General features: G+C 59.3%; 26 protein-coding genes and 1 pseudogene. 15 read left to right on the forward strand and 12 right to left on the reverse strand.

Annotated elements, in window-relative coordinates; genetic code table 11:
• The first annotated feature begins 89 nt into the window (after nucleotides 1-89).
• The 3 genes from P3T42_RS17750 to P3T42_RS17760 all read left to right on the forward strand — a co-directional run bounded on the left by P3T42_RS17750 (nucleotide 90) and on the right by P3T42_RS17760 (nucleotide 3,197).
• A complete protein-coding gene (locus tag P3T42_RS17750; RefSeq protein ID WP_074267587.1) occupies nucleotides 90-1,523 on the forward strand; it encodes an aldehyde dehydrogenase family protein in 1,434 nt (477 codons plus the stop codon).
• Nucleotides 1,520-1,927 carry a carboxymuconolactone decarboxylase family protein gene (locus tag P3T42_RS17755; protein ID WP_074267588.1) on the forward strand — a complete coding sequence of 136 codons (408 nt, stop codon included), beginning with the start codon at nucleotides 1,520-1,522 and terminating at the stop codon, nucleotides 1,925-1,927. Before P3T42_RS17750 ends, P3T42_RS17755 begins: the two co-directional genes overlap by 4 nt.
• 112 nt (nucleotides 1,928-2,039) lie before the next feature.
• Nucleotides 2,040-3,197 carry an L-dopachrome tautomerase-related protein gene (locus P3T42_RS17760; RefSeq protein ID WP_429306795.1) on the forward strand — a complete coding sequence of 386 codons (1,158 nt, stop codon included), beginning with the start codon at nucleotides 2,040-2,042 and terminating at the stop codon, nucleotides 3,195-3,197.
• A 13-nt stretch (nucleotides 3,198-3,210) separates the two neighbouring features.
• Here P3T42_RS17760 and P3T42_RS17765 read toward each other — a convergent pair whose 3' ends face one another.
• On the reverse strand, nucleotides 3,211-4,095 hold the full coding sequence (locus tag P3T42_RS17765) for a LysR substrate-binding domain-containing protein (protein WP_074267590.1): 885 nt from the start codon (nucleotides 4,093-4,095) through the stop codon (nucleotides 3,211-3,213).
• A 143-nt stretch (nucleotides 4,096-4,238) separates the two neighbouring features.
• On the opposite strand from P3T42_RS17765, the gene P3T42_RS17770 reads away from it, so the two are divergent.
• Together P3T42_RS17770 and P3T42_RS17775 are read left to right on the forward strand one after the other, a co-directional pair.
• On the forward strand, nucleotides 4,239-5,120 hold the full coding sequence (locus P3T42_RS17770; protein WP_074267591.1) for a hydrolase: 882 nt from the start codon (nucleotides 4,239-4,241) through the stop codon (nucleotides 5,118-5,120).
• Nucleotides 5,121-5,125: 5 nt separating this feature from the next.
• Nucleotides 5,126-6,706 (forward strand): ABC transporter substrate-binding protein, encoded by a 1,581-nt coding sequence (locus P3T42_RS17775; protein ID WP_074267592.1) that lies wholly within the window; start codon nucleotides 5,126-5,128, stop codon nucleotides 6,704-6,706.
• Nucleotides 6,707-6,860: 154 nt separating this feature from the next.
• On the opposite strand, the gene P3T42_RS17780 is transcribed toward P3T42_RS17775, so the two are convergent.
• Together P3T42_RS17780 and P3T42_RS17785 are read right to left on the reverse strand one after the other, a co-directional pair.
• Nucleotides 6,861-7,184, reverse strand: a complete 324-nt coding sequence (locus tag P3T42_RS17780) for a DUF4148 domain-containing protein (protein ID WP_074267593.1) — start codon at nucleotides 7,182-7,184, stop codon at nucleotides 6,861-6,863.
• 260 nt (nucleotides 7,185-7,444) lie between these two features.
• Nucleotides 7,445-8,350 (reverse strand): LysR family transcriptional regulator, encoded by a 906-nt coding sequence (locus tag P3T42_RS17785; protein ID WP_074267594.1) that lies wholly within the window; start codon nucleotides 8,348-8,350, stop codon nucleotides 7,445-7,447.
• Nucleotides 8,351-8,455: 105 nt separating this feature from the next.
• Between P3T42_RS17785 and P3T42_RS17790 the strand changes: the two genes are divergently transcribed.
• The 4 genes from P3T42_RS17790 (at nucleotide 8,456) to P3T42_RS17805 (ending at nucleotide 12,573) form a co-directional block, all read left to right on the forward strand.
• The gene (locus P3T42_RS17790; RefSeq protein WP_074267595.1) at nucleotides 8,456-9,169 is read left to right on the forward strand and encodes an SDR family oxidoreductase; all 714 of its coding nucleotides are present in this window, start codon (nucleotides 8,456-8,458) and stop codon (nucleotides 9,167-9,169) included.
• A gap of 110 nt (nucleotides 9,170-9,279) precedes the next feature.
• Complete coding sequence (locus tag P3T42_RS17795) at nucleotides 9,280-10,149, forward strand: NmrA family NAD(P)-binding protein (protein ID WP_074267596.1); 870 nt, start codon at nucleotides 9,280-9,282, stop codon at nucleotides 10,147-10,149.
• A 76-nt stretch (nucleotides 10,150-10,225) separates the two neighbouring features.
• Nucleotides 10,226-11,419 (forward strand): MFS transporter, encoded by a 1,194-nt coding sequence (locus tag P3T42_RS17800; RefSeq protein ID WP_074267597.1) that lies wholly within the window; start codon nucleotides 10,226-10,228, stop codon nucleotides 11,417-11,419.
• Between the two features lie 119 nt (nucleotides 11,420-11,538).
• A complete protein-coding gene (locus P3T42_RS17805; protein WP_074267598.1) occupies nucleotides 11,539-12,573 on the forward strand; it encodes a fumarylacetoacetate hydrolase family protein in 1,035 nt (344 codons plus the stop codon).
• A gap of 68 nt (nucleotides 12,574-12,641) precedes the next feature.
• On the opposite strand, the gene P3T42_RS17810 is transcribed toward P3T42_RS17805, so the two are convergent.
• The 5 genes from P3T42_RS17810 to P3T42_RS17830 all read right to left on the reverse strand — a co-directional run bounded on the left by P3T42_RS17810 (nucleotide 12,642) and on the right by P3T42_RS17830 (nucleotide 18,544).
• Nucleotides 12,642-14,918: a xanthine dehydrogenase family protein molybdopterin-binding subunit gene (locus tag P3T42_RS17810; protein ID WP_074267599.1), complete on the reverse strand. Its 2,277-nt coding sequence runs from the start codon at nucleotides 14,916-14,918 to the stop codon at nucleotides 12,642-12,644.
• Nucleotides 14,915-15,403 (reverse strand): (2Fe-2S)-binding protein, encoded by a 489-nt coding sequence (locus P3T42_RS17815; protein WP_074267600.1) that lies wholly within the window; start codon nucleotides 15,401-15,403, stop codon nucleotides 14,915-14,917. The genes P3T42_RS17810 and P3T42_RS17815 overlap by 4 nt, the downstream gene beginning before the upstream one ends.
• Nucleotides 15,400-16,695, reverse strand: coding sequence for a c-type cytochrome (locus P3T42_RS17820; RefSeq protein WP_429288136.1), 1,296 nt, complete (start codon nucleotides 16,693-16,695; stop codon nucleotides 15,400-15,402). Before P3T42_RS17820 ends, P3T42_RS17815 begins: the two co-directional genes overlap by 4 nt.
• Nucleotides 16,696-16,848: 153 nt before the next feature.
• Nucleotides 16,849-17,484 (reverse strand): SRPBCC family protein, encoded by a 636-nt coding sequence (locus P3T42_RS17825; protein WP_074267602.1) that lies wholly within the window; start codon nucleotides 17,482-17,484, stop codon nucleotides 16,849-16,851.
• A 40-nt stretch (nucleotides 17,485-17,524) separates the two neighbouring features.
• Complete coding sequence (locus tag P3T42_RS17830; protein WP_074267603.1) at nucleotides 17,525-18,544, reverse strand: aldo/keto reductase; 1,020 nt, start codon at nucleotides 18,542-18,544, stop codon at nucleotides 17,525-17,527.
• 109 nt (nucleotides 18,545-18,653) lie between these two features.
• Between P3T42_RS17830 and P3T42_RS17835 the strand changes: the two genes are divergently transcribed.
• Nucleotides 18,654-19,568, forward strand: a complete 915-nt coding sequence (locus P3T42_RS17835; RefSeq protein WP_429306796.1) for a LysR family transcriptional regulator — start codon at nucleotides 18,654-18,656, stop codon at nucleotides 19,566-19,568.
• A gap of 32 nt (nucleotides 19,569-19,600) precedes the next feature.
• On the opposite strand, the gene P3T42_RS17840 is transcribed toward P3T42_RS17835, so the two are convergent.
• The gene (locus P3T42_RS17840; RefSeq protein WP_074267605.1) at nucleotides 19,601-21,142 is read right to left on the reverse strand and encodes an MFS transporter; all 1,542 of its coding nucleotides are present in this window, start codon (nucleotides 21,140-21,142) and stop codon (nucleotides 19,601-19,603) included.
• 327 nt (nucleotides 21,143-21,469) lie between these two features.
• On the opposite strand from P3T42_RS17840, the gene P3T42_RS17845 reads away from it, so the two are divergent.
• Nucleotides 21,470-22,483, forward strand: a complete 1,014-nt coding sequence (locus P3T42_RS17845; protein WP_074267606.1) for a LacI family DNA-binding transcriptional regulator — start codon at nucleotides 21,470-21,472, stop codon at nucleotides 22,481-22,483.
• Between the two features lie 137 nt (nucleotides 22,484-22,620).
• On the opposite strand, the gene P3T42_RS17850 is transcribed toward P3T42_RS17845, so the two are convergent.
• Complete coding sequence (locus P3T42_RS17850) at nucleotides 22,621-22,998, reverse strand: helix-turn-helix domain-containing protein (RefSeq protein WP_167379440.1); 378 nt, start codon at nucleotides 22,996-22,998, stop codon at nucleotides 22,621-22,623.
• A gap of 151 nt (nucleotides 22,999-23,149) precedes the next feature.
• On the opposite strand from P3T42_RS17850, the gene P3T42_RS17855 reads away from it, so the two are divergent.
• The 4 genes and pseudogenes from P3T42_RS17855 (at nucleotide 23,150) to istB (ending at nucleotide 25,569) form a co-directional block, all read left to right on the forward strand.
• Entirely contained in the window at nucleotides 23,150-23,617 is a 468-nt protein-coding gene (locus P3T42_RS17855) for a hypothetical protein (RefSeq protein WP_074267608.1), read from the forward strand.
• A gap of 11 nt (nucleotides 23,618-23,628) precedes the next feature.
• Nucleotides 23,629-24,294, forward strand: a complete 666-nt coding sequence (locus P3T42_RS17860) for an AbiEi antitoxin N-terminal domain-containing protein (protein ID WP_074296335.1) — start codon at nucleotides 23,629-23,631, stop codon at nucleotides 24,292-24,294.
• A 52-nt stretch (nucleotides 24,295-24,346) separates the two neighbouring features.
• A pseudogene (locus P3T42_RS17865) lies at nucleotides 24,347-24,775 on the forward strand (IS21 family transposase); the annotation flags it as partial.
• Nucleotides 24,772-25,569, forward strand: a complete 798-nt coding sequence (gene istB / locus P3T42_RS17870) for an IS21-like element helper ATPase IstB (protein WP_074267609.1) — start codon at nucleotides 24,772-24,774, stop codon at nucleotides 25,567-25,569. The pseudogene P3T42_RS17865 and the gene istB, both read left to right, overlap by 4 nt.
• A gap of 823 nt (nucleotides 25,570-26,392) precedes the next feature.
• Here istB and P3T42_RS17875 read toward each other — a convergent pair.
• A complete protein-coding gene (locus tag P3T42_RS17875) occupies nucleotides 26,393-26,713 on the reverse strand; it encodes a type II toxin-antitoxin system YafQ family toxin (RefSeq protein WP_074267611.1) in 321 nt (106 codons plus the stop codon).
• Nucleotides 26,685-26,975 carry a type II toxin-antitoxin system RelB/DinJ family antitoxin gene (locus tag P3T42_RS17880; RefSeq protein ID WP_074267612.1) on the reverse strand — a complete coding sequence of 97 codons (291 nt, stop codon included), beginning with the start codon at nucleotides 26,973-26,975 and terminating at the stop codon, nucleotides 26,685-26,687. The genes P3T42_RS17875 and P3T42_RS17880 overlap by 29 nt, the downstream gene beginning before the upstream one ends.
• Nucleotides 26,976-26,985: the final 10 nt, after the last annotated feature.

Consider the following 26,985-nt stretch of genomic DNA (forward strand, 5'->3'; position numbering starts at 1 on the left):
TACGGATCAAGTCGTGTAAGTTTATCCCTCTTATCGGCCCGGATGCAATCGACTACGCTGGGACACGTGACCATTTGATCGAGGCATTCATGTACAGCATTGAACACATCTATATCGACGGCCAGTTTGTGCAGCCAAATGGTCAGGAGTGGTTCGACCTCCACAACCCTTCGACAGGTGACGTAATCGGCCGGGTGCGTCTTGCCGACGTGCAAGACACGAAAGATGCGATAGCCGCCGCGCGCCGTGCATTTCCGGCGTTCGCGCGTACGACCAGAGAGCAGCGTATTGCGTGGCTCAAGCGTCTGTATGAGGCCATGCTCGCGAATGTCGATCGCCTCGCCGCTGCGACAATCGAGGAATATGGCGCGCCCTCGACGCGTGCAAAGTGGGGAGCACGTTACGCCGCCGAGTCCTTTCTGCACGCTGCGCAGACGCTGGAGGAGTATTCGTTCACGCGGAGGATTGGGTCGGCGGAAGTGGTGATGGAACCGGTAGGCGTCGCTGCGCTAATTACGCCTTGGAACGCGAACGCCGGCTTTATCTGCAACAAGCTGGCAACGGCGATTGCCGCGGGCTGCACGGTGGTCATCAAACCAAGCGAAATGAGCGCGCTCCAGACGCAGATTGTCACCGAAGCCCTGCACGAGGCGGGTCTGCCAGCCGGCGTGTTCAACATTGTGACGGGACGGGGCGACATTGTGGGTTCGGAACTGAGTGTGAACCCGAACATCGCGAAGATCTCCTTTACGGGGTCGACTGCGGTCGGCAAATCGATCTTGCGCGCCGGCGCCGACACGATGAAGCGGGTGACGCTTGAACTTGGCGGTAAGTCGCCGACACTGATTCTTGACGACGCCAATCTCGAGACAGCGGTACCCGTCGCCGTCACTTCCGGATTCCAGAATAGCGGCCAGGCGTGTATTGCGGGTACACGCATTCTTGTACCTGAGGATCGTCTTCAGGATGTCATCCGGCTGGTGAAGGAAGCCGTGTCAGCGGTAAAGGTCGGTCACTTGAACGATGCCGATTCGGCAATCGGACCCATGGTCAGCCAGCGACAATATGAACGGGTGCAGGGATATATCCGGCGCGGTGTCGAAGAAGGCGCGACGCTCGTAATTGGCGGAGAAGGTCATCCGGACGGGCTGGCCGGCTACTATGTAAAACCCACGGTGTTCGCGAACGTGACGAACGGCATGAGCATTGCGCGTGAAGAAATTTTCGGGCCAGTGCTGTGCATTCTCACCTATCGCAGTGAGGAAGAAGCGATCGAGATCGCGAACGACACTGTCTACGGGTTGCACGCGTACGTGATTTCAGCGGACATCGAACGGGCCCGTGCTGTGGCGTCCAGGCTCGAAGCCGGCCGCGTGAGCATAAACGGCGCGCCACATGAACCGCTCGCACCTTTCGGCGGTTACAAGCAATCCGGCATCGGTCGGGAATACGGGACATTCGGGCTCGAGGCGTTTCTTGAGACGAAGGCCGTTCTCGGTGCAATCGTATTGGAGCCGCAATGAAGGACGCCATGGAACGGGGTCTTGCCGTATTCGAGCAACTACGTGGTGCTGAGCGAGCGCGGAACATGGCGGACTCGATGACTGATGGGAAATTCGGTGCATCGATGGCGGCCCTGTCAATAGATTTTGTGTTCGGAAGCGTATGGGCGCGTGAGGGCCTTGATCGTCGTGCACGCTCTCTCGTTACGCTCGGTATTCTGATTGCGCTACGCCAACGCGACGAACTGAAGAATCATGTTCGCATCGCGTTGACTAACGGTTTGAGCATGGGCGAAATCGAGGAAGTGATGATTCAGGCGTCTGTATATGCCGGGTTTCCGGCGGCGCACACTGCCAGCAATGCCGCAGCGGAGGTGCTCGAAGCGCTGGAAATCGAGCGAGGCAGTGCGGTGAATGGGCGATGATATTTCCAGTCCAGCGCCACCCCGCGGAAAATACCGTGCTGGTTACGGGAATGCCGGAGGCGCTCAATCGTGCAATCCAATCAGGAAAAACATGAGAAGCATAAGCAAAGCCGTGGCAGCGGTGACGCTCGGATTGACAGCAACGCTCACGGCAACTGCGGACGCGACGCCCAAACTTGCCACTGAACAGACGATCGGCCATATCGAACCGGTATTCGAGTTCTACGGTGCCATGCCCACCGGTGTAACGAAAGCGCCAGACGGTCGCCTGTTTGTCAACTTTCCACGTTGGGGAGACGACGTGCCGTTTACCGTCGGCGAGATCGTCGGTAAGCGGATCGTGCCTTATCCGGACGCACAGACGAATCGCGCGGATCCCGCGCATCCTGCCGATAGCCTGATTAGCGTTCAAAGCGTCGTTGCCGACTCGCAGAACCGGCTGTGGATTCTGGACACGGCGTCGCCGAAATTGGCGGCACCGATCCAGGGCGGCGCCAAACTGGTCGCCGTCGACCTTGCTACCAACAAGGTGGTCAGGACGATTCTCCTTCCGCCGAACGCGTTGTTGCCGACAACGTACCTGAACGACGTGCGTTTCGATTTCCGGTTCGGTGCGCAAGGCATTGCCTATGTTACCGACTCGTCGCCGCATGGGCCAGGTGGAATCATTGTTGTGGATCTGGCAAGCGGCGAGGCGTGGCGCAAACTATCAGGGGACCCTTCGACCAGCGCCGATGCGGCGTTCGTTCCAGTGGTGGAGGGCGAAGAGATGGCAACCGACGGTCCTGACGGAGAACGCCGGCCGCTACATGGTGCGGCAGATGGCATTGCGTTGTCAGCCGACGGAGAGACGCTGTACTACTCACCGTTGTCCAGCCGCCATCTGTATTCGGTGCCGACTGCGCTGCTGCGCGATCGCAATGCCAGCCCCGCGGCGGTAGCGGCAGCTGTGCGGGATCTGGGCGAGAAGGGCGCATCCGATGGTCTTGAAGCAGATGCGAGCGGCGCTATCTATGCCGGCGATTATGAACACGACAGCATTCGCCGGCGGCGTCCAGACGGTGAGTGGCAAACCATTGCACACGATCCGCGCATTCTGTGGCCGGATACTTTGTCGGTCGGGAACGACGGCTATCTGTACTTCACGGCGAACCAGTTGCCTCGGCAGGCTTCATTTCATCATGGTCACGATTTGCGCAAGAAGCCTTATACGTTGTTCCGCATCAGGATCGACGCAAAGCCTGTGACGCTCGCTCCGAATCCGGTTTGAATTCCTCATACGCTTAGCATGGGTTACTCATGATGCCAACCAGATGCCGCCGAATGATTCCGGTGATATGCCCTTTGCGACTCGGCTCGAGCATTCCAACCCGACGGGAATAGATGCCGTCAGGCACAGGGAACACGCGTAGCGCAGGGTCTTTGTGCCAACCGGAATGTGCGAGCATCGGTACGATGGCAACACCCACCCCCTGCCTGACCAGTTCGCTGATCCCCAGAATCGAGTCTAGCTCCAGAATCTGCCGTGGTCTTGTGCCCACCCGACGCAATAGTCGCTCTATCTGCGCGCCGGTTGCCGTAGCCCTGTCATAGCGAATGAACGGGGATGTTTCCAACAGGCTATCAAAGTCGTCCTTGCGACGGATCTGTCCACGATTTGCAAGCAGGACGAGTGGCTCATCATACAAGTGAGTCCATCCGATACCGCGAAAGGGCCGGCGACTGTCTTCAATAACAACCGCGGCGTCCAGCTCGCCCGACCCTACCCGAACGATCAGATCGCTCGATCGTCCGGTCGCCAAAGTAACCTCGAGTGCGGGATGAACCTGCGCAACCTCGACCAGGCATTTCGAAAGCAACCCCATCCCGGAGACGATCGCGCCTATCGAAACGTGCCCGGCAACATTGTTTTCAGTTTTGTCGCCTGCAACGATCCCTTCATAGTCGGCCAGCAACTGCCTGACTTGCGGAAGCAACTGGTAAGCCTCTGGGCGCAGCGTGATTGAGCGCTTCTCCCGACTGAACAAAGGCCGGCCGAGTTCGCTCTCCAGTGCACGCATCTGCTGGCCGACAGCGGCGTGCGTCAGCGCGACACGTTCAGCCGCGGCAGCGAAGCTTCCATGTTCGGCAATCGCAACGAAGGTTCTGAGGAACCTCAATGTGCTCATGGGTATCTCCCTTCGATCAACGGACTCTGCGTTTTCAGCAACACCTGATTGGAAAGAAATTGTTTAATTCAAATAAAGTAAATTTAGCTTTTTTTTTGAATTGATCAATACGATACTCTCCGCATCAGCAAAAGGGAAACGTCATGGATACCTCTGACACAACAAAAACGTCTGCATCGGCATCGCGCTCGGATCGCATGTACAACTTCGGGAACACCACCGTCTATTCGCATACGAAGGATCCGCGCTTCGCTTATACCCTTTACGTGCCGAAGAGCATTCTCGATCCTGAGTCTATTATTGACCTCATCGTCGTCGTTCATGGGTCGAACCGCAGAATGGAGGGCTTCAGAGATCGTTTTTCCGAGTTCGCGGAGTCGCACAACTGTGTCGTTCTGAGTCCTCTGTTTCCCGCCAACGTTTGCGGCGACGACAATCGTGACGGGTATAAGCAGCTACGCGAAGGAACGATCCGCTACGACCAGTTGCTGCTGGACATGATCGCCGAGATCGAGAAGAAGTATCAACGCAGATGGGAGACATTTGGGCTCTTTGGATTTTCGGGCGGTGGCCAGTTTGCCAACCGGTTTTGCCTGCTGCATCCTGGGAGGCTATGGGCCGCATCGATCGGCGCGCCTGGCTCGGTCACGCTGCTTGATCCGACCCGTGACTGGTGGACTGGCACGCGAGACGTCGAGTCCCATTTCGGGAAAAAGATCGATGTGGAGGCGTTGAGAAAAGTCCCGATTCACATGGTGGTCGGAAAAGCCGATATCGAGACCTGGGAGATTACCCATCAACCGGACGGCGCGCACTATATGCCCGGCGCGAACGACGCGGGCCGTACGCGTCCCGAGAGACTGAAGTCGCTCAAGAACAGCTTTGAGTTGCATGGGATCAACGTTGCGCTGGAAGAAGTCGAGAACGCCACGCATCGATCCGCAGAGGTGATTCCGGCAGTCCAGGCATTCTTCGCGCGTGTACTCGCCAGCAAGCGGGGACCTCATCCTGCCTCAATTGCCTGATCTTAATGTCCAGACTGACCACTCTTTGCCGGATTGGGGCCGCCGTCGTCGCTATTGTGCTTCCCGTCTTCGCGAAAGCGGAAACGCAGCGCACGCTTTCGTCGACCGCGATCGGGACACCTGAAATCCGCGTCGCGGAGGGCACCGACACACCTACCTCGATGCCAGGCAATATCGCACGCAATACCATGACCGACAATGTTCTGGCCAACGTTGTCGAGTCGCTGGTAGCGCTACGTGCCGATCTCAGCATTGGCCCGATGCTCGCGGACAGTTGGGACATCTCTTCAGATGCTCGGACCTACACATTTCATCTCCGGCATGGCGTGGTGTTTCACGACGGCTCGCCATTCACGTCAAGCGCGGTCAAGTGGAGCTTCGACTTCCTGATGAGGCCAGAAAATGGATTCATGTGCCGTGGCAACTACGACGGGCATCGAGGTGCCAAGGTCGTCGGCGTGCGGACGCCCGATGCCTATACCGTGGTGTTCGAACTGGACAGAGCGAACGAACTGTTCCTCAAAGACATGGTCGACACGCACTGTCAGTTGGCAATCCTTAGCCCATCAAGCGTCGACAGCTCCGGTCATTGGCTTCGCCCCGTCGCAACAGGTCCGTACATATTTGCGGACTGGAGACACGGACAGTACATTCTGCTGAAGCGATTTGCGCAATATCGCCCGAGAGGCGAACCGCCGAGTGGTCTTGCGGGCGCGAAGGTCGCGTACGACGACGCTCGATTTGTCGTCATCCCGGACGAGGCGGCACAAAAGGTTGCGGTCGTCGCCGGGCAGGTCGACATGATGTCGGTGAGCGGAGACGGGCTCGTCGGGAGCGACCCCAGATGGCGTGTCATCGTGGGCCCCAGTGCCGATCCCGTCGAGTTACTGATGCAAAGCCAGGACCCAACGCTTGCAGACGCGCGGGTTCGTCGTGCAATCGCGCTTGCACTGGATCTTCCCGCCATTGTGAATGCCGTTACCGATGGTCGTGCGCACTACAGTCCATCACTGGTACCGGAGACGAGTGGTGTGTTCGGGCCCGGCGACCGGGTCGGGTTCTCGCAAAATATTGGGGAAGCGAAGCGTTTGCTTGCAGAGGCGGGCTATCACGGACAGACGTTGAAGATCGAGACGAATCATCGCTTTCCGTTTATGTTTTCACTGGCGGTTTACGTTCAGTCACTGCTGAGAAAAGCAGGCATCTCGACAGAACTCGACGTGGTCGACTGGGGCAAGCAGGTTGCCGATTTTCGTGCCGGACATTTTCAGATCATGTCGTTCGCTTACTCGGCAAGAACCGACCCGGCGATGATGTTCAGCGATATATTGGGGGACAAAGCCAAGACGCCGATGGCACAGTGGAACAATCCAGAAGCACTCAAGCTTCTGCAGAGCCTGCGCGGCGTGACTGATGCGTCTGCGCGCGGACAGACGTTTGAGCAGTTGCATAAAATGATGATCGCCGATGTACCGATGATCGTTTTGTACGACACGCCGGACCTGCGAATCGTCAGCAATCGACTTGAAGGCGTCACGTCGTGGCCGATGCGCCGTACACGCGTCTTCAACGTCGTCAAACATTGAGTACGCATCTGCCGGCGCACCTTCCCGCTTAAACAGGTGCGAGACCTTCTTGCATTGCCGTTAGCACACCGACGCAAAGGAAAGCGGGCCCTACGCATCCAGGCCTTCGAGGCCTGGGAAAGTGTGAGTACTTTCAGGCCGGACGGCAGGTCGCTCAGGGACGTGTATAAAGTGAACCCAGGCCGATCACGGCGGTGGGACTGCCCGATGCCTCGGAGCCGTTCTGCACACCACCGAAACTGCTTTCGACGTTAGCAGAGGTGTTGCGCTGTGCGCTGATCTTGGCCTCGGCGGCCTGAATGTCGTCCGGATAGTGAGGATCATTGGCGCGGCTCGGCATGTAGCCGGCCTTTTCGAGCTGAACTAGTTCGGCGCGCACTTGGGCACGGGTTACGGTGGAGGAGGTTTCCTGGGCATGGCTGGCGATCGGAAAGACGAGCACAGCCGCGACGACCAGGGTGATTTGGCGGAAGTTCATGGCAAATTTCCTTTACGCGGGTTAAGAAAGGAACGGATCGTTCGGAATAGATTCTGGACAAAAATAGATCAAACTTGAATAACATCGAAGTCATCTAATAGATGCCGGATTGTCATTGAACGAATCGCCAGGATGCGTAAGCCGGTGCTACCGGCACGTATTGCAGCTAACGTCTGCGAGTGGCTACTCGCCATACGGCGGGCCGCACGGCGGATCTGAACAAGCGGAAGCGCGTCGTCCGGCTTGCAAGATGCCTGACGCTAGCCAATGTCCGCTGTCAGCAGGTCGATGAATGCCCGCATCTTGGCCGACACCAGTCGGCGCGACGGGTAATAGACATAGAGCGGTAGCTGTTCCTGAGCCCATTCCGGAAACAGTTCGACCAGGCTGCCGTCGCCGAGCCATTGGTGCGCCCCGAGTTCCATCGTCTGTGTGATACCCAGACCAGCGGCACAAGCGCTCAGCTTTGTCGCGAGATCATTGACGATCAACCGTCCCGATACGGGCACAGTTAGCACTTCGCCATTGCGATGGAACTCCCACGGAAATGGCCGACCGGTCGACGAATCCCGGAATAACAGGCATTCGTATCGACCGTCGGCGAGCTCGAGCGGATGCGCGGGTCGACCGTGCCGCGCGAGATAGGCGGCCGAACTGCAGGTCAGGATGCGGGTACTCAGAAGCGGGCGTGCCACGAGCGATGACGCTTCAGGTACGCCAAAGCGTACCGCCGCGTCGAAACCCTCCGCGACCAGATCCCCGAGCCTGTCACGAATCGCCAGCTCGACGTGGAGCGATGGTTGCGCTGACAGAAACTTCTCGAGTTTGGGCGCCAGTATGAAGCGGGCAAACCAGGGGTCTACATTGACGCGCAGTCGTCCCCGAACGTTGACGGATGAGCCTGCCGTCTCGGTCGCTGCGTCCTCCATTTCGGCTAGCAGCGGCGCGACGCGCTCGTAGAAGCGCTGTCCCTCGTCGGTGAGCTTGACCGCGCGGGACGTGCGGTCGAATAGCCGTATTCCAATGCGCTGTTCCATCCGGGCCACCGCGCGGCTGACCGCAGAGGCGGTTACACCGAGTGCTTCTGCGGCGTGCACGAAGCTGCCGCTCTCGACGACTGCGGCGAGAACGCCAATACCATTCAACAGACGTGTATCGAAGGCCATAGTGATCAATGAATTTGTGTCACGGTGATTTTGACACGGATGCGCTTTTTGAATCAGATGAGGAACCCTATACTCGGCGGCGTCGAACTACAGCAGGAGCCGGCTATGCAGATCAAAGGGGTAACCGCGCTAGTGAGCGGTGCCAATCGTGGGCTGGGGCGTGCCTTCACGCAAGTACTCCTTCAGGCTGGAGCGGTAAAGGTCTATGCCGGCGCGAGAGATCCCTCGAAAATCACTGATCCCGGTGTGGTTCCAGTTGCACTTGACATCACAGATCCCAACACTGTCACCGCAGCGGCCCGGCAATGTAGCGATGTAACGCTGCTGATTAACAATGCGGGTGTTATGCGGATGAGCCCGTTCATCGCCGCGCCGTCAATCGAGGCTGCGCGAGAAGAAATGATGACAAATTACTTCGGAACACTGAACATGTGCCGTGCGTTTTCGCCGGTGCTCGGTAATAACGGTGGCGGGGCGCTGGTCAATATGCTTTCGGTCGTCAGCTGGTTTACGCATCCGATGAACGGTTCCTACTGTGCATCGAAGGCAGCTGAACGCGCGCTGACAGACGGGCTGCGCCTGGAGCTGGCGGCACAGGGCACGCTGGTCGTGGGTGTCTATGCGAGCTTTATCGATACGGATATGGCGGCGTCCTTGGGCGTTTCTAAAACAAGCGCGGATGATATCGCACGTAGCGCGATTGCGGGCGTTGCCAGTAACCAGCGCGAAGTGTGTGCCGACGCGCGTAGCGCCGAGATCAAGGCCATGCTCGCGCGCGATGCCGACGCATTTTATGCGGGCCTGGCGCGACCGTCGTAATCGACGCACGTAATTGGGGGTAGCCAAGCTTGCCTGTCTGGTTCCACTTTCCTGGCTGACATTGTAGTCACGATGGCAGCACTTTTCGACAATCCTTCGTAGGGTGACACATGTTTTCGGTTCTCGGAATAACCGGTAAGGTCGGCGGAGCAGTGGCCCGATCGCTTCTTGCCACAGGCCAGCCAGTTCGCGCGATCGTGCGCAGTCAGGAAAAGGGATCCGCCTGGGCGGAGCGTGGATGTGAGGTGTGTGTCGCCGACATGGACGATCAGAAGTCACTGGTCACCGCGTTCCACGGCTCAAGAGGGGTCTTTGTCATGCTGCCGTCGAATTTCGATCAGGCAGACGGATTTCCCGAGACGGTCAGGATGGTGACGTCCATTCGCCGTGCGCTCGAGGAGACACTCCCTCAGAGGGTGGTCTGTCTGTCAACCATCGGTGCGCGGGCGACACAGTCAAACTTGCTGAGCAAGCTTGGGATCATGGAACGGAGCCTCATCGCGCTCCCGGTATCCGTCACGTTTTTGCGTGCCGCATGGTTCATGGAGAATGCGGCGCGCGACATTCAGACGGCCATGACAACCGGAACGATTGCCAGCTTTCTGCAGCCGCTCGACAAGCCGGTACCGATGGTTTCCACTGAGGACATCGGACAGGTCGCGGCGGAACTGCTCCAACAGGACGACGCGATACAGCGTGTTGTGCAGCTTGAAGGACCGCAACGGGTGACGCCGACCGAAATCGCGATTGCGCTCGGCAAGTTGCTCGCACGGCCGGTGCGCGCGGAGGTGGTACCAAGGCAGACGTGGGCCGACCTGTTCCGCTCGCAGGGCGCGTCCAATCCCGAACCACGTATACGCATGCTCGATGGCTTCAACGAAGGATGGATCGAGTTCGACGGCGACAAGTCTGCGATACGGAAGGGTTCTATCACGATCGATCGGGCACTCGAACGTCTGATACAGCGAATGTCGCAATAGAGTGGTCATGGTAGACCCATGATTTTTCTTGCGTCCATGCGATCCGTTGCCACCGTTGCTGTTCAGGATTCTGTCTATGCTCAAGGAAGCGCACGTGGTCCGGCAACTGGTACCGTTTTCTGCGGTAGCGTTTCTGGGCTTTCTCGCGGTTGGTCTTCCGTTACCCGTGCTGTCGCTCTATGTGCATGAAAGACTAGGTTTCGGCACGCTTGTTGTCGGCGGCGTAATTGGTCTGCAGTCACTCGCTACGCTTCTGACGCGCCAGTATGCCGGTCGGCTGTCGGATACCCGTGGCCCGAAGCTGACCTCGCTGGTGGGGCTCCTTTTCGCGTCCTTAGCGGGTTTGTTTTATCTGCTCGCCGCTGTCCTGGTTCAGCACCCGGGGGAGAGTCTCGCGCTACTTTGCCTTGGGCGTTTGCTTCTCGGTTTGGCAGAAAGCCTTTTCATTACCGCGTTGGCTGCGTGGAGTATCGGTCGTGTCGGTTCGGAATATGCAGGTCGGGCGATGGCGTGGTCAGGCATCGCGATGTACGCAGCACTGGCTGTCGGCGCGCCGCTGGGGTTGGCAATCTATCGTGCCGCTGGCTTCGGTGCTGTCGCGGCTTGCGCGGTCCTTGCCCCACTTCTTGGCGCAGCGGCTGCAAGCACATGGCAAGCCTTCGCCGTCGAACGCATCGCCCAGCGTACTTCCTTCTTACGCGTGTTGCGCATGATATGGGTACCCGGACTCGGCATGGCACTGGCGTCCTCCGGCGTAGGCACGATAAGCGCGTTTTTACCGCTACGCTACAGCATGGCGGCGTGGCCTCATGCGGGTTTCGCGCTTGCGGCCTTTGGCGCTGCCTATATTGTGATGCGTCTCGTCCTGGGTGGCCTTCCTGACCGGCTGGGTGGGTATCAAACGGGTCTTGCTTCACTCTTTGCAGAGACCATCGGGCTTGGACTGATCGGCTGGGCAAGTGACCCCTTGATCGCGCTGGCTGGAGCCACTATCACCGGGCTGGGTTACTCGCTTGTCTTTCCCTCTCTCGGCGTTGAGGCAATGAGGCGCGTGCCCGGCGAAAACCGCGGTCTCGCGATAGGTGCCTATCTTGCGTGCTTCGATCTGGGGCTCGCGATTGCGGGTCCCGGTGCCGGTGCGGTCGCACGATCCTACGGCATACCCTCTGCGTTTGCGGCAGCTACGGCAACCGCTCTCTCGGCGTTGTTACTGATCTGTGTTGACTGGCGATGGCTGAGAAAGTCCGGGCCGATCGGAGGTCGGATTTAACATAATGGGCGCGATGAAATGCGCTTGCCAGCTAATGGCGCACTCGTGCAGTCGTCGCTGTGAAAGCGGAACTCAATATCGTACATGGCACCAGACTGACCTTAACCAAGGAGATTGACATGCTGAATCGACGAACAATGATCAAAACTGTAGGCGCGCTTTCTCTCGCCGCCTCGGCCCTGACAACAAAGTCTGTGTTGGCGCAGGGAAATACTGCTGCATTGGCTGGCGCTTCGCGCTCATCGGCATTGCCGCGCGGCGTGACGCTGCTGTCCATTTATCAGCCCGATGGTTCCGAAACGCTCGGCGTCAAAACTCCAAACGGCATCCTCGATGTGGCTAAGGCCAACGCATTGCTTAACGCGAACGTCCCTGTGACGCTCGAAGCGTTGCTACGTAACGGTAATGGCGCAGAATTGACATCGCTGATCGCCGCAGCGGCTCGCAATCCGGCCGCTGCGTCCGCTTACCGTGAAGAATCGTCTATACGATACGGCAGGCTGTTTACTTCGCCCGGCAAGATCGTCTGCGTCGGATTGAATTATCGCGAGCACGCGGAGGAGACGCACGAAGCTTTACCCAAAGTACCCATTCTGTTCAACAAGTACAACAACACGCTCGCAGCTCACCGGTCGACGATCAAGTTGCCGCCGCGCGAAGTGTCCTACCAGTTCGACTATGAAACGGAACTGCTCATCGTGATGGGTAAGACCGCACGAAACGTGACCGAAGCAGACGCGCTTGACTACGTGGCCGGCTATGCGGTGGGCCATGACTTCTCGGCGCGCGATCTGCAGATGGATACGGGGGGCCAGTGGATGGTCGGCAAGACGCTAGATGGCTTCGCGCCGATCGGGCCATATTTTGTGTCAGCCGATCTCGTCGGCGACCCGAACAACCTTTCGCTTCAAACCCGGATCAACGGCCAGGTCCGGCAATCGAGCAACACGAGTCGTTTCATCTTCAATACACAGGCAATGATCGCCTATACGTCGAAGCTATTCGCGCTCGAGCCGGGTGACATTATTTTCACGGGTACGCCGCCTGGCGTTATCCTCGGCAAGCCGAAGGATCAGCAGGTCTGGCTTAAGGCGGGCGACCAGATCGAAAGTACGATAGAGAAGCTGGGCACCTTGCAGTTCGATCTGGCGTAACGGCCGTACGCGGGGTGGGAAACCATCTCGCGTTTTTTGCAGCGCGACGGTTGATCAGGATCAGGCGGTCAGATGGTGAATTCTCGTAGTCGGCCGCCGGCTGCCAGGGGCATATCATGGATCCGCTTGCCAGTTGCATCAGCAATTGCATTGGCGACAGCCGCAGACGTCGGTCCTTGCGACGCCTCCCCGGTACCCAGGAACGGTGCACCGGGCCGGTCGATGAGATGCACCTCGACGTGCAGCGGCACTTCGGAAAACCGCATGATCGGATAGCCGCTCCAGTCGAAGCTTCGGATACGTTCGCTGTCGTATTGCACCTGCTCATACAGTGCCCAGCTGGCCGACTGCAGAATGCCACCTTCGACCTGGTTACGCACGCCGTCCGGATTGACGATCTGGCCACAGTCGAGCGCCGCGACGGCTCGTTCGATCTGCACGGCTCCGGTTTCCGGCACGACGCGAAGTTCGACGGCGATCGCCAGATAGCTCATCAGGTTCTTGTACTGTGCGAACGCGAACCCCACACCGTGGCCCGGGCGTCGCGCGTGCTTCGGGTTCCAGCCAAACTGCCGCGCTGCCAGCTCGATCACGTCACGACCACGAGCGTTGTCGAGATGTCGCAGCCGGAATTCAACAGGATCGACCTGCGCCGCGCTGGCCAGCTCATCCATGAAGCTCTCGATCGTAAATATGTTCTGGAAGGCGCCGAGTCCGCGCTGGGCTGAGACTCGCAGTGGCATGTCCGGCAGAAAGTGGTGCTGGATGTTGAAATTCGGGAAGTTGTAGAGCGGTATGCTGTTGCGGTCGCCGCCGCCTTCCGGCATCGGGATGGGTTGGGGCGGGGCAGGCGTAAAGGGCTGCGCGAGATATTGCGCGCCGAGCAATCGCCCCGCGTTGTCGATACGGAAGTTGTGCGTGTTGCTCCAGATTTCATATTGCCAGTCGATCACGTGGCCGGTCGCGTCGAGCGATGCGCGCACGTCCGTCACCATTGCTGGCCCGAACAGATCCCATGTATGTTCCTGCTCGCGCATCCATTGGACACGTATCGGTCGGCCGGGAACGGCCCGTGCGATGAGTGCGGCATCGGCGGCGGCATCGTCGGCGGGATTGTGGCCGTAGCAACCGGCGCCGGGAACGTGGATGCAGCGGATGTTTTCCGGTTTCATGCCGAGCATCTCCGCGAGCCCGCCGCGCAGCGGGAATACGCCTTGTGCGTGCGTCCACACGGTCATCTTGCCCTGATCAAGATGCGCGACGGCACACGACGGCCCAATCGATCCGTGGGACAGATACGGCTTCGTGAACCTGGCGTGCAGCGTTCGCACGGCAGGTTGCGCCGGACCATGTTGCTCGGCCACCTGAATTTCCCGCCGCGGGAGCGTGAGCAGCGTCTCGTAGATTGTCGCTGGCGTCGGCAGCTTCGCGGAGGTGTCCCAGCGGGCGGTCCGCTCGAGCGCACGCATTGCCTGGATCGCCTGCCATTCGTCCTCGGCGACCACGGCAAGATAGCTGCCGTCGCGGACAACCTTGACGACACCCGGCATCATTTCCACCGCGTTGTCGATGGAAATCAACCTGGCGCCATACGAGGGAGGGCGCACCGCCCTTGCGTGGAGCATGCCGGGCAGGCGCATGTCCTGCACGTAGCTCGCTCCACCGGTGACTTTGCCGGGAATGTCGATGCGCTGTATCGGCTGCCCGATGACGTGATGTCGAGCCGGCGCGATCAACTGCGACTGCGCGACGGCGTTACGGTGCAGGTTGAGACCGCTGACTGCCTCGCCGAACGTGAGTCTGCGGTTATCCGGCGCGACGATCGTCCCATCGCGGATCTGCAGCGTATCGGCGGACACGCCCAACTTGCCGGCGGCGGATTCCAGCAACAGGACACGCACTTGCGAGCTCGCATGCATGATGGCTGTACCGCTGTCCGCGGTGGAGTGGCTGCCTGCGGTGTAGCCCTCGTTCGGCGTCGAGCCCGTGTCGGCGGTGATCAGGTGAATGTCACCGGGACGAACCTGAAGCTCCTCGGCGGCGATCTGGATGAAACCGGTGCTGATTCCCGTGCCTAATTCAGCCTTGCCAGTGTATACGGTGATATGACCATGTTCGTCGATGCGTATCCATGCATCGAGCGAGGGCGTCCCGGCCAGGTTGCCAGGCAAGCTGGTCAATGCTGCGCTGGTAGCATTGGGTGCGGCGTCTTCCGTGGCCCGCTGGGCCATGACGTCCACAGCAGGAAACAGCGCGAAGCTCACCGTCAGGGAGCCGGCGACGAGGAGGCGTCGGCGGCCTGGGTTCGTGGGGGCGTCCGGATTGGAGGGGGGACGCACGTTCATGCATCGGCTCCCTGCGCGCGGTGTTGTTCACGCATTGTCTGCGAGGCTTCCACGATAGCGCCGATGATACGCATGTGGGTACCGCAACGGCACAGGTTGGGCTGCATGTGTTCGCGAATCTCGACTTCTGTGGCGCCGGGCTTCTGTTCGAGTAGCGCCTGTGCGCGCATGACCATGCCGGCGATGCAGTAGCCGCACTGCGCCGCTTGCTTGTCGATGAAGGCTTGCTGAAGCGGCGACGGCCGCTCGACGGTACCGAGTCCTTCGATCGTCAGCACCGGTCGGTCCTTGACGGCTGAGATAGGCATCAGGCACGAAAACACTGCGCGTTTACTGACGACGACTGTGCAGGCGCCGCACTGTCCGAGCCCGCAGCCGTATTTCGCTCCATTGAGCTTCAGATGATTTCGCAGCGCGTAGAGAAGCGGCATGGACGGGTCGACGTCGAGGTTGTATTCGACACCGTTGACTGAGAGCTTGGTCATGGTTGTGGAATCTCCTTGCGGATTGCGGCGGTCGTCCGGGATACGTCTTTCCAGACGGGGCGCTGCGCATATTGGGTACGCAGGTAGGCGAGAAGGTCGTCGACCTGGTCGTCGTCGAGAACGTCGGCAAACGGGGGCATGTAATGCGCCGTCGCAGAGCCGTTCCACGGATTGCCCTGCAAGACGAGATGGATCGCATCGCGTGGACTGTCGGAGGTGAGGACGGAGCTGAGCCCGAGCGCAGGGCTGCCACCGATTTCGCGCATCGGCGCTTCGCTCGCATGACAGCCGGCACACGACGATGCGAACAAGGTCCCGCCACGGATGGACTGTGCACTTGCATCGTCGGTCCTGGAGGCTTTCTCGCGGGAGGATGCAGGTTGCGCCGGTGCGGGCGGCGGTTGCAACGACATCAGGTAAGTGGCGATGGCCTCTACATCGGACTCCGGCGCGTTGCCCAGGTGTTGCGTGACGGGCAGCATTGGACCAGCTGCGGCGCCGTGCTCGGAGGCGAGCCCGGTACGCAGGTAGTCGACGAGCTGTGTGTGGGTCCACGGTTTTGGCGCACGTGTCAGTGCGTTGAGCGGCGGCGCGTTCCAGCTGTCAATCAGGTTGCCCGCGAATGCTTCGCCGTTTTTTTCCGCACCCAACGCGTTCATCGGCGTGTGGCACGATGCGCAGTGGGCAGCCCCTTCTACGAGATAGCGGCCCCGCAGCCATGCCGGCGATTCCGACCTGTCCGGCGGCTGAAGTTCGCCCGTTTTGAGGTACAGCAGATTCCACCCAGCCACGAGTGGCCGGAAGTTGAGCGGAAAGCGCAGATCGTTCGGGTGCGCCGGTGCGCTGACTGGTGCGACTGACATCAGATAGGCATAGAGTGCAGCGATGTCGCTGTCGCTCATCTTCGTGAAATGCGGATACGGAAAGGCTGGGTACAGCAGATGGCCGTCGCGTGAAACGCCTTCGCGCAGCGCGCGCGTGAACGCATCGAGCGGCCAGCGGCCAATGCCGGTATCCGGATCGGGCGTGATATTCGTGCTGTAGATCACACCGAACGGTGTATCGAGTGGCATGCCGCCTGCGAAAGGTTTTTCGCGGTTGGCGGTATGGCAGTACATGCAGTCACCCACTTCTGCGACTTGCTCCCCGTGGGCGACCAGCGCCGTGTCGGCGCCAGTCGGTGCAGGGGCCAACAGCGGCTCAATCGAGGGTTGCCATGCGTAACGGATTGCGCATGCAAGGGCGACTCCCGCCACTCCGAGCATAATCAAACCAAGCTTTCCAGCTTTCACCATCAGAACTCCCAAGCGAAGGTGGGATCGTCTGAAACCCACGATCACATTCGCCCTTGTATTGGCGAACGTTACAGATTGCTGGGGCGGTTGTTTTTCTCTACGATTTGCTTGTGCTCGTAGTCAGTGCTGGCAATGATGCCGTCACGATGGCTAGTGTTCTTCAGAAACCCACTTCAGCGTAGCAAGCCAGAGATCATGGCCGCGGTGCATGAGGCTCTCATCGGTCTCGCGTAGATGGGCTGGGGCGGCACCGTTACCTACTTCGTCCATCGCTACACGACAGGAGCTCCCCTCAGGCGTGAGATACCACGTGTGGTAGAAGCTGGGCTGAGTACCTGGTGCATAGCCGTACCAGCCGATACGCGTGTACGGAACGAATTCGTGAATCCTGCTTTCCAGTTGCAGGCCGAATGTCGTCCAATGAAACACGGAGTCGCGAGTGAGGACGGGGCTGTCACCGATGATGTGGACATCTTTCGAATTTGGATACCACTGAGGCCATTTGGTGGCATCGATTATGTTGTCCCATACGCGTTCGCACGACGCATGGATGACGGTCTCATTGTGGGAAAAGAGGTCGGCTGTTTCCGGGTTGAAACCTTCGGGCCAGTGAATCTCCCGCGAACGGTGTTGGAGATCGAATTGCATCGTTTTGACGTCGTTTGTGGCCGGCTGAGCGGTCGGCTGCATACTGCCCTGGCTAAATGCGGGGAACGCTGCAAGCGCGCTCCCTGCAATCGCCAGCAATGCGAGGGCGCGGGGAATAGTCATATTGCCTTCAGTCATGGGGTCGTCCTTTCGTCTTTCTCACCTATTTGCTGTGGGATTAGACACGGTCCTTGTCATGAAAGCGCTGCATCCAGTGCGGATACGGTACGTCCGGTTGCGAGATGCGATCGAGCCGGTCACGGAGTTCTGGCGGGAGCACGAGTTCTGCTGCTTGCAGATTGGCGCCAAGTTGCTCGTCGGAACTTGCCCCGACGATCACGGTTGCCACTTCGTCGCGCCCGAGCAACCAGGCGAGCGCGACCTGCGCTGGCGTTGTGTTCAGTGCATTTGCGACCACGCGTAATTCCTCGACGATGGGATCGACCTTTTGCGGAACGATTGGCGGAAAGTTGAGATTGGTGCGCCGACCCTTTGCAGGTTCGCCGTTCTGCGCGGTGTATTTGCCGCTCAGATAACCGCCTGACAGAGGACTCCAGACCATCAGCGCCATGTCGTGTTGCCGTGCGACGGGCGCGACTTCGTGCTCGATGTCGCGTGCGGCCAGCGAGTAGTGCACCTGATTACTGGCAACCTGCGCCCAATGCGCCTGCGACGTGATCGCGTGTGCCCGCTCGAGTTCGGAAGCACTGAAATTGCATACTCCGATGTGCCGGACCTTGCCCTGTGTAACCAGATCGTCGAGCGCGCGCAAGGTTTCGTCGAGCGGTGTAAGTGCGTCGCGATCGTGCAGTTGCAACAGATCGATGTGATCGCGGCCGATCCGCTTCAGGCTCGTTTCGACCGTGCGGATGATATGCGAGCGCCCAAGGCCCACCTGGTTGGGGCCGGGGCCTGTACGCAGGCGGACCTTGGTGGCGACGAGCATGCGCGTTTCGTCGAGGCCCAGATCGGCCAACACCTGGCCGACCACCACCTCGGACTGACCCTGCGAATAGGCATCGGCAGTATCGATCAGATTCACCCCATTATCCAGGGCAAGACCCACAAGACGTGCTGCCTGCTCACGATTGAGGCCGGCGATCGTTGCCCAGATGCCTTCACCTGCGCCGAACGTCATGGCGCCGAGTGTGAGACGGGAAATGCGCAGGCCGGAGCGGCCGAAGGTGCAGTAGTTCATGACAGTGAGCCCGCTTTATGTTGAGAACACTTCACACAATAGGGAATCGACGGTCAGTCGCCTAGAGCGTAAGATGCGAAGACTCTTTTCGGCTTAAGCGAGTAATCGGATGCGCGTTGATCAGTTGGCTGCCATGCGTCTTTTCGTGCGCATTGTGGAAACGGGCTCTTTCGGTAAGGCAGCCCGTTCAATGGACATGTCTTCTTCGAATGCAACGGAACGGGTGGCTCGCCTTGAGAAAATCCTGGGCGTGCGGCTTTTGGCCCGCACGACACGTGCGGTTGCCGCCACCGAGGCTGGTACGCGCTATTACGAGGTCTGTCGCCGGGTGCTCGGCGAACTGGACGAAATCGAGGCTTCACTGACCGGTTCTCAAGAGGCGCTCGCGGGGCGGGTCCGAATCAGTGCGAACATCTCGATTGCCCGTTCGATTCTCATACCGCGCTTGCCTGATTGGTTTGAGCTGCATCCGCAGATCCACGTCGAACTGGTGATGAATGACCATCGCAGCGATTTTGTACGCGACGGGATCGATTTCGCGGTACGGATTGGAGGACTTGAGGATCAGGACCTGGTGCTGCGGCCCCTGGGGCGTCCACGACGCGTCACGGTCGCCTCGCCCGCGTATCTACGGAAAAGGGGGCGGCCGCAGTGTCCGGAAGACCTCGCCGAACACCATCTGATCGACTTTCTGCTGCCGCAGCAAGGAGCGCGGCTCGAGTGGGAGTTCGACAAGAACGGGGAACGGCAGGAACTGTTCCCTCGCAGTATCGCCTCGATTGGGGATTCCGATGCCCGGCTGCAACTGGCGATCGCCGGCATGGGTATCGTCCAGAGCCTCTCGTTCCTCGCTGCGCCCGCACTACGCGAGGGCAGGCTGGAGCGGATCCTGACCTCATGGGAGACGCCAGCGCCCGAAGTATCGATTCTCTATCCAAGACACCGCCATCTGCCAACGCGGACCGAGGCCACGATGGATGCCTTCACAACATGGATCAGGGAGGTCATTCGTGACGCGGCTTGAACGGTCCGTTGAGAGTGGCCGATCTCATGGGTTCAGTCTTCCATCACGGCGATGTGATCCCGGATGCTTTCCGCTCCCAGCGGTGCCGTCTCACCTGCGTCGACCAGCATCCAGCTCAGGGCGGCGGCTATCAGTGCAATGGCGCCGGCCGTAAAGAACACGGCCTCATACCCACTTCCAAAGCTCCACTGCGCAAATGACGAACCACCGCGCTGGCCAGCCAGCACCTGCGCGGCATGCAAATTACCACCCGTGATCATTCGCGTGAGCTCTTTGCGCACCGCCGCCGGGTACCCAGGCAAAGCGTCTGCGAGCGACGCCTGGACGCGGGAAACCAGGATCGCCCCCAGCGTCGCAAAGCCGATCACGATTCCGCTGAACTTGACGGTACCCGAAACCCCGGAGGCCATCCCCGCACGGTCTGAGGGAATGACAGTCATGCCGACCCGGGCGGTTTCCCCATTGAGAATTCCGGCACCGCAAGAGGCGACGAGCATGCTGACGAGGATGGGTGTATAGGCGAAACTGCGCATTTCGGTGGACGTCCATATCAATCCCAGCCCGACCAGTGCCAAGCCTGTGCTGAGAAGCAGGCGACCGGAACAACGCGGCGCCAGCCACCAGGCGACGACGCGTGGGATCACGAATAGCGGCAAGGCCATTGGCAACATGAGAAGCCCTGCGTCGAGCGGCGTGCGGCCCATGCCATTCTGGAAGTACATCGGCAAATAGGTCAGCATGGTCAGAAAAGCCATCCCGTAGGCTAGTCCGGCGATATTGGCGCCGACATACGTTGGCTGGTAAAAAAAGCGCAGATCGACCATTGGCCGGACTTGTCGTGTCTCGGCAGTCAGGAACCCGGCAAAGAGGACCGCTGCCCCGATGAACTCCGCCAGAATCAGATGATTGGACCATCCGGCACGGTTACCCGAGATAAGGGCAAGCGTCAGCAATATCAGAGAGCCGCCGAAGGTCGTCACACCAGCAATGTCGAGTCGCTTCGCTTGCGGATCTTTCGAATCCTCGACCGCGTACAGCGTCAACGCGATCATTGACACGCCCACCGGTAAATTGACGAAGAAAATCCAGCGCCAGCCGAGATATTGGGTGATCAGGCCGCCGGCGACTGGCCCGAGCATGATCGCAACGCCGATGACCGAGCCCCAGAACGAAAACGCACGGGCCCGTGCGAGTCCACGAAATGAGTGGGAGAGGGTTGCCATCGCCGCACTCAGCTGCAAGGCCGCACCGACTCCCTGTAGTGCTCGTGCCCAGTTGAGCGCCGTATCAGAGTGTGCCGCGCCGCACATCGCCGAGGCGCCCGTAAACAGGACCAGGCCGACGATCAGCATGCGTTTGCGACCAAAGCGGTCGGCAAGCGTTCCGGCCGGCATGAGCATGGCCGCAAAGGTCAAGGTATAAGCGCTGATAACCCATTCGACTGCGGCGAAATCGGCATGTAACGAACGGGCAATCGAACTCAACGATACGGCGATGATGTTTCCGTCAAGGTTGATCATGAACGACGGTATGGACACGCACAGCATGATCAGGAGTTGTTTTGATGCCTTCATGGACTATCTCTCCTACTGGGGCCGTCTGCATGGGAAGTTGTCCGCAGCTGCGCGCTCCCATCCTTTCCCTAGCCTTGATGAATTTGATGACAACGATTGCAACGTTCAGACTTATATCATATTTTTTCTATTTAAATCAATATTATGATGTTTTGCAATCGTTATCATTTGTGGTTTCGTGGGGCGAGTTGCCGGGAATTCAACGGGCCGGGATGCTGCGATGCTTTTGGCGCCTCCATTGGAGACGGGCATGAAGAGAATTGCTGTTTTGATACACTCAACGCCGCACGATCTTATGGGTATGAACATGCCGGTATCGGGGTGTACATGGTGAATCTGAAACAAGTCGCCGCGCTTGCCGGGGTGTCGTCGTCCACCGTTTCGCGCGCGCTTGCAGCGCCGGAGCGCCTGCACCCGAAGACGCTGAAAAAGGTCAGAGAGGCAATTGCGTCGCTTGATTACGTCCCGTACGCGCCAGCCCGCGTACTCCGGTCGGGTCGCTCGCGAACCATCGGTATCGTTGCGCCGACATTGATGAACGAGTTGTACGCGCGAGCCGTTGATACCCTGGAAAGCGAATTTCTTCAGTTGGATTACACGGGGCTGCTAACCTGCCATCGTGATGATCGAGATCTGGAGTTGCGTATCGTTCGGACGCTTATCGAACGCGGAGTCGATGGCCTCGCGCTAGTCGGTTCCAGCCATCATCCCGACGTGCTAACCCTGATACGCAGGCAGGAACTTCCTTATGTATTGATGTGGGCGACTGACCCGGAGCGCGTTCATCCGACCGTCGGCTATGACAACCAACGTGCCATGGGGCGCGTCACTGAGCATCTCGTCAACCTTGGGCATGTCCGTATTGGCGTGCTCACAGGTCCGTCCGATGTCCATCAGTTGTCGGCCGCGAGACTCTCGGGCATACGCGAGGAGTTGGGGCGTCATGGAATAGCCTTGCGGCCTGAAGCTGTGATCGCTACGCCGTATGACCCCGAGTCCGTTCGCTCCGCAGCGCGTCAATTTCTTTCCAGGGCAAATCCTCCGACTGCGCTTATCTGCAACAACGATTTCGTAGCGGCCTGGGCGCTTGCCGAGTGCAGAGCGCTCGGCGTTTCCGTTCCGGGTCAGGTGTCGGTAACGGGTTTTGGCGACTGGGATCTAGCCAGACTCGGTTCTCCATCGCTCACCACCATCCATTCCGATGCCGTTAAGATCGGACACCTAAGTGCTGAAAACCTGTTGGCGCAGGTCAACAACGTGGGTAATCAGCCCGTCAGGCAAGACGAGTTCGAAGCGGAACTCATTGTGCGGGAAAGTACCGCTGCAGCGCCGGCGGTATAGATTGGCCTGCTTTCGAACGACATACCTCAGCGAGCTTCGTGTCTGGAAGGCGCGGAGTATGCAGGTTGCGCGGATCCTGTCGGGACGCTGAAAAACTCCCTCGGTCGCGCGCTGCGGAGTGAACCGCTAAAGTCGCGTTACTGACGCGCACGGCCTTGGCCGCTCGCTTTGTGTTCATATGCGGCTGGCAACCGGTTGCACAGATCCTTGACCAGCGTGCCCACCCATGCGCGATCGTCACTACTGAGCCGCTCGAGTTGCTCGGCGATCTCCAGGCTGACATCTGTTGGCCGGTCGGACGCGCGCCTGAGCAATGTCACGACCGGAATTTTATAGAGATCCGCTAGCTCCAGCAGACGCGGGATGGTCGGCCAATGCGCGCCGCGCTCAAAGCGGCTTACGGTCTCGACAAAAACGCCAAGATGTTCGGCCACCTGCTCCTGCGTTAGCTGTGCATCGGCTCGGGCCGCTGCTAGCGCGCGCCCCAAATGCTTTGCGGTCTTCTGCTCGTTCACGGCAGTCAAAAGTCACCATTTCATGTTGTCATTCAACATGAGATGGTCTCTTCAATGTACTGATCTGATAACATCGCTTTATATTGGTTGGCAACATTAATTGTTGTCTTGTCGTGTGTTTTGCGTTTCCGTGTCACCGTAAGGGAGAGATATGTTGTTCACAGATGCAAACTGGGCCGAGTCGAGTGCGTTCCGGCGCGCCATCGCAAAGCCGTTCCAACCGTGGAGGTGTGTGGGATGGACGGACGACACGATCTGTTTCTGGGTTTTCCCCGCGCCCCAGTCTGACCGGACCGGAGCACTGCCCGACGGGTTGCTGGTCGTCGACCCGGCGGCGCTTCTCGATATCGCGAGTGAACTGACGTCAGGGAGCTTCTCTGTGTACGTCATGGATGCACCCGCCGAGGATCGGCCATCTGCGCGAATGCAACGCGTGACAGGCTTGTTGACCCAGCAGCAAATCATTGCGCCGGCGTACGACTACTGGTACAGAACGGAAGAGGGTGATCTGCATCCCTGCTCCCGGCTGCGGCATCGCCTTCCCAACGACGCCCCATTGCAGCTTGCACTCAACCTGGATGCACAGGATTGCAATGACCCGGTTGTAGACGCGACGTAGTCGAATCGGACATGGAGGACATCACCCGGTTGGTCCAGCTTCTGATGGATTTCGCGCCACGCGGAGAGCCGCTCGATCTAGGCTTCCTCGCCGAATACGGCGTGACGTCGGTCGAAGCGTCAGATCTCGTAACAGGCGGTTGGCTGCGGCGACTTTCTGACGACGCTTACCTACTCCGAGGTGATTTGCCGGCTCTCGACGGCACCGTTGCCTTTTTTGCCCGACGCGTTCCCGGGCTTCATGTGAGCGGCAAGGCCGCATTGGACATGCGAGGCATACGCTATTACCTGTACGCACGCCCCCGGATCAATCTGTGGGGCGCCGTGCCCTTCGAATTTCCTTCGTGGGCGAAAGAGTTGCTGTTGCTCACGTACGAGCACGACCGCCTGTTTGACGATGCCTTGCCGACGACGTTCGCGATTTCGGCGTTGCCCGCGCGTAGTGCAAGGATGCCGGTGGCGGCCACAGAACGTGCCATCCTGGAATATCTGGCCGGTTCTGTGCATGACGAAAGGCTGCACGAGGATAACGTCAATCTCGTGGGCATGCTGCGAAACATCCGCCTCGACGTGCTGCAAAAACTGGTTGATCACTGCCCGCAGCGCGATGTTGTCTGGACGCTCAAGTCTATCGGGGAAGATGAAGATTTCGAGTGGGCGAAGCAGCTAGTATGCTGAACCTTTTCACCGTGAAAACGATGGGCCATTAGCTGCTTCTGGTCGAATCCGGTATCTGTCGGGCGCGCTGGCGCACAGTACGCCGCGAGGCTCCCGTGCCGCCGACAACCGCCACGCGCTGGATTACCGTCACTTCATCGATTCTCTCAAGCGCAAGCCTCAGGCGTTCAGGGGACTTGCGTTTCGCGACGCGCTGTTTCCGCGCGATGCCCACCGCCGGACCTGGGAGCGGCTGGAGGCGCAACCGATGCAACGTCAGGCATGCAAGACCATGGTGGGGTTGCTCGAACTTGCAGGACACCACGGCGTTGAAGCGTTGCTGGCGCAGCGGCTTGATGCGTTACTCGTAGTCGGCGAACTGCCCGACCTGAAACAGTTGCGCGACGAATTCGCTCCGCGCGAGGCGCTGTGTCCCGAGGTGGTGGTCGAGATGCCTCTCATCGCAGTCTATGACGAACTCCTCGACAAGGCGGCCGCATGAACGCACCCGCCTATGAGAACGGTCGTCTGGCCCTGATGCTCAACGAGCTGCGCCTGCCCACCATCGGCAGGTTGTGGCCCGAGTTCGCGGAACGCTCTGACAAGGAAGGCTGGCAGGCTTCACGGCTGCTCGGCGCATTGCTCGAGCACGAACTGGCCGAACGCGCCAAACGACGCATCGAGCGCCACCGAACCGAGTCGCATCTGGACCCGACCAAGACACTTGCTACCTTCGATTTCGGCATGGTGCCGATGGTCTCGAAGGCGCATGTCACTGCGCTGGCAACCGGGGAATCCTGGCTGGAGAAAGGCGCCACGATTCTCCTGTTCGGGCCGCTTCGTGCCGGTAAGAGTCATCTGGGATCGGCCATCGGGCACGCGCTGATCGACGCTGGCTACCGGGTGCTGTTCACGCGCACCAGCGAACTCGTCCAGAAGCTGCAGGCTGCACGCCAGCGCCTGCAGCTGCCATCCGCGCTCGCGAAGCTCGATCGCTTCGATCTCATCATCTTGGATGACCTGTCGTATGCGCGCAAGGACCAGGCCGAAACCAGCGTACTGTTCGAGCTGATCGCCGAGAGGTATGAGCGAAAAAGTCTTTTAATAACGGCCAATCAGCCGTTCTCTGGCTGGAATGACGTGTTCCCCGACCCCGGCATGACGGTCGCAGCCATCGACGGGCTTGTCCATCACTCGACGATCTTTGAACTGTATGTGGAAAGCTATCGCCGTCGAAAGGCCAGCGACAAACAGAGCGCGCCGGCGACAATTACGATGGAGGCGCGACAACTATGAATTAGCCAGCGACAACTACACCCGTTGACCGGCCAAAATAGTTGTCGCTGACCGGCCGTGCTGCTTGACGCTGTCTAATCGGCAGCCGCCGCCTGACGTACGAGACTGCCTTTACGTTTCTTGGCAGTGCTTCCGATGAAATCAGTTCGCTGAATCCGCGCGAGCGTATCATTTTCGGCGCGTCAACTGTCAGAGAGGCGGACTATAGCTTCCTTATAGAAAGCAGAAAACGATTTCTCCATGAAGCCAAGAAACTTCCCCTGCTACTGGTATCGAGCAAAAAGAAAGTGCTGCCCGACTACCTTCCGACACTGGCAGGCCAGAAGACAACGTTGTTCTGGCATGGCGCCATTCCTGGGTTGACCGACAAGAAGAACTCCTTCCGCTTCGACCTTGATGCCAGTTCTCCGTACGCGGGCGTCGCGCTCAGATCCGGAGCGCTGCGACCTTGGGCAAGTGCAGCGGCTGCGAACGCGCCGGAGTAGTCATAGACTCAGGTACTGCACGACGCGTGCGGAGTCGAGCCGGATTTGTATTCGTGATGATCTGGGCGTGTTCCTAAATGTGCCGGCCGTTCCTGACTATCTGGATATCCGCGGCTACGAGTCGGAACCGCCTGTCTTCGCGGGTCACACCACTGCGGATGCCCGTGTGGGTCTTCAGCAATACCGTACTGGATGGCGCAGATCGATGCCTGGCAAAGAGGATGCCAGGGCACACTTCGTTAGCTGGCGAACGCTTTCTGCCGCCTTGGCCAGCTATTTGCGTACGCGAAAAAAAGCCGCCGCGATGCCGCGACGGCCTTTTGTCTTGCCCGCTTCACTCAGCCGAATAGCTCCGGGTGAGTCCCCGCCCGTACAAAAATCACCGCGTCCTTTGTGATCCGGTAGATCAAAAGAAAGTCGCCGCCAACATGGCACTCCCTGTGATCCTTCCAGTCGCCAGTCAACGCGTGGTCCTGGTACTCGGCCGGCAGCGGCCCCTCATTCATGCCCAGCAGCATCATGGCCCGCTTGAGCCGGATAAGGTCATAACGCCCCGACTCCGACAGCCGATTCCAGTCCTTCCTGAAATCCTTACTCATGTCGCTGCGCAGGGGCAGCGTCGTACGTTTGCTACTTGCGCCCTTCTTTTTCAAGCTCATCGATTAGCTCCGCTACAGAGCCGAAGCGCGCCTTTTCCCGCATCGCCCGGGATTCCCTGAGCGCTCTTACTGTTGCCTCATTTGGTTGCCGAACCTCAAACGGCAATCCCTTGTAAAGCACGACCTGGCGAAGGAACAGGCGCATCGCGTCAGACAGCGTTAGCCCGTTCTGTGCGAGTACCTTCACGGCTGCTTCCTTCAATTCCGGTTCGATTCGGGTACGCACATCGGCTGTCTTGTTATCAACAGTGGTTCCGACCATTGCATATCTC

Origin of the sequence: Paraburkholderia sp. GAS38 (assembly GCF_050434965.1) — a bacterium.
GTDB lineage: Bacteria > Pseudomonadota > Gammaproteobacteria > Burkholderiales > Burkholderiaceae > Paraburkholderia > Paraburkholderia phenazinium_A.

Coding starts and splice junctions, on each gene's coding strand:
- P3T42_RS17770 (WP_074267591.1), top strand. CDS start 4,239: ATGGATACCTCTGACACAACAAAAACGTCTGCATCGGCATCGCGCTCG.
- P3T42_RS17780 (WP_074267593.1), bottom strand. CDS start 7,184: ATGAACTTCCGCCAAATCACCCTGGTCGTCGCGGCTGTGCTCGTCTTT.
- P3T42_RS17855 (WP_074267608.1), top strand. CDS start 23,150: ATGTTGTTCACAGATGCAAACTGGGCCGAGTCGAGTGCGTTCCGGCGC.
- istB (WP_074267609.1), top strand. CDS start 24,772: ATGAACGCACCCGCCTATGAGAACGGTCGTCTGGCCCTGATGCTCAAC.
- P3T42_RS17880 (WP_074267612.1), bottom strand. CDS start 26,975: ATGGTCGGAACCACTGTTGATAACAAGACAGCCGATGTGCGTACCCGA.
- P3T42_RS17790 (WP_074267595.1), top strand. CDS start 8,456: ATGCAGATCAAAGGGGTAACCGCGCTAGTGAGCGGTGCCAATCGTGGG.
- P3T42_RS17845 (WP_074267606.1), top strand. CDS start 21,470: ATGGTGAATCTGAAACAAGTCGCCGCGCTTGCCGGGGTGTCGTCGTCC.
- P3T42_RS17775 (WP_074267592.1), top strand. CDS start 5,126: ATGTCCAGACTGACCACTCTTTGCCGGATTGGGGCCGCCGTCGTCGCT.
- P3T42_RS17860 (WP_074296335.1), top strand. CDS start 23,629: ATGGAGGACATCACCCGGTTGGTCCAGCTTCTGATGGATTTCGCGCCA.
- P3T42_RS17815 (WP_074267600.1), bottom strand. CDS start 15,403: ATGACCAAGCTCTCAGTCAACGGTGTCGAATACAACCTCGACGTCGAC.
- P3T42_RS17795 (WP_074267596.1), top strand. CDS start 9,280: ATGTTTTCGGTTCTCGGAATAACCGGTAAGGTCGGCGGAGCAGTGGCC.
- P3T42_RS17785 (WP_074267594.1), bottom strand. CDS start 8,350: ATGGCCTTCGATACACGTCTGTTGAATGGTATTGGCGTTCTCGCCGCA.
- P3T42_RS17750 (WP_074267587.1), top strand. CDS start 90: ATGTACAGCATTGAACACATCTATATCGACGGCCAGTTTGTGCAGCCA.
- P3T42_RS17800 (WP_074267597.1), top strand. CDS start 10,226: ATGCTCAAGGAAGCGCACGTGGTCCGGCAACTGGTACCGTTTTCTGCG.
- P3T42_RS17805 (WP_074267598.1), top strand. CDS start 11,539: ATGCTGAATCGACGAACAATGATCAAAACTGTAGGCGCGCTTTCTCTC.
- P3T42_RS17875 (WP_074267611.1), bottom strand. CDS start 26,713: ATGAGCTTGAAAAAGAAGGGCGCAAGTAGCAAACGTACGACGCTGCCC.
- P3T42_RS17830 (WP_074267603.1), bottom strand. CDS start 18,544: ATGAACTACTGCACCTTCGGCCGCTCCGGCCTGCGCATTTCCCGTCTC.
- P3T42_RS17825 (WP_074267602.1), bottom strand. CDS start 17,484: ATGACTGAAGGCAATATGACTATTCCCCGCGCCCTCGCATTGCTGGCG.
- P3T42_RS17765 (WP_074267590.1), bottom strand. CDS start 4,095: ATGAGCACATTGAGGTTCCTCAGAACCTTCGTTGCGATTGCCGAACAT.
- P3T42_RS17755 (WP_074267588.1), top strand. CDS start 1,520: ATGAAGGACGCCATGGAACGGGGTCTTGCCGTATTCGAGCAACTACGT.
- P3T42_RS17840 (WP_074267605.1), bottom strand. CDS start 21,142: ATGAAGGCATCAAAACAACTCCTGATCATGCTGTGCGTGTCCATACCG.
- P3T42_RS17810 (WP_074267599.1), bottom strand. CDS start 14,918: ATGAACGTGCGTCCCCCCTCCAATCCGGACGCCCCCACGAACCCAGGC.
- P3T42_RS17835 (WP_429306796.1), top strand. CDS start 18,654: ATGCGCGTTGATCAGTTGGCTGCCATGCGTCTTTTCGTGCGCATTGTG.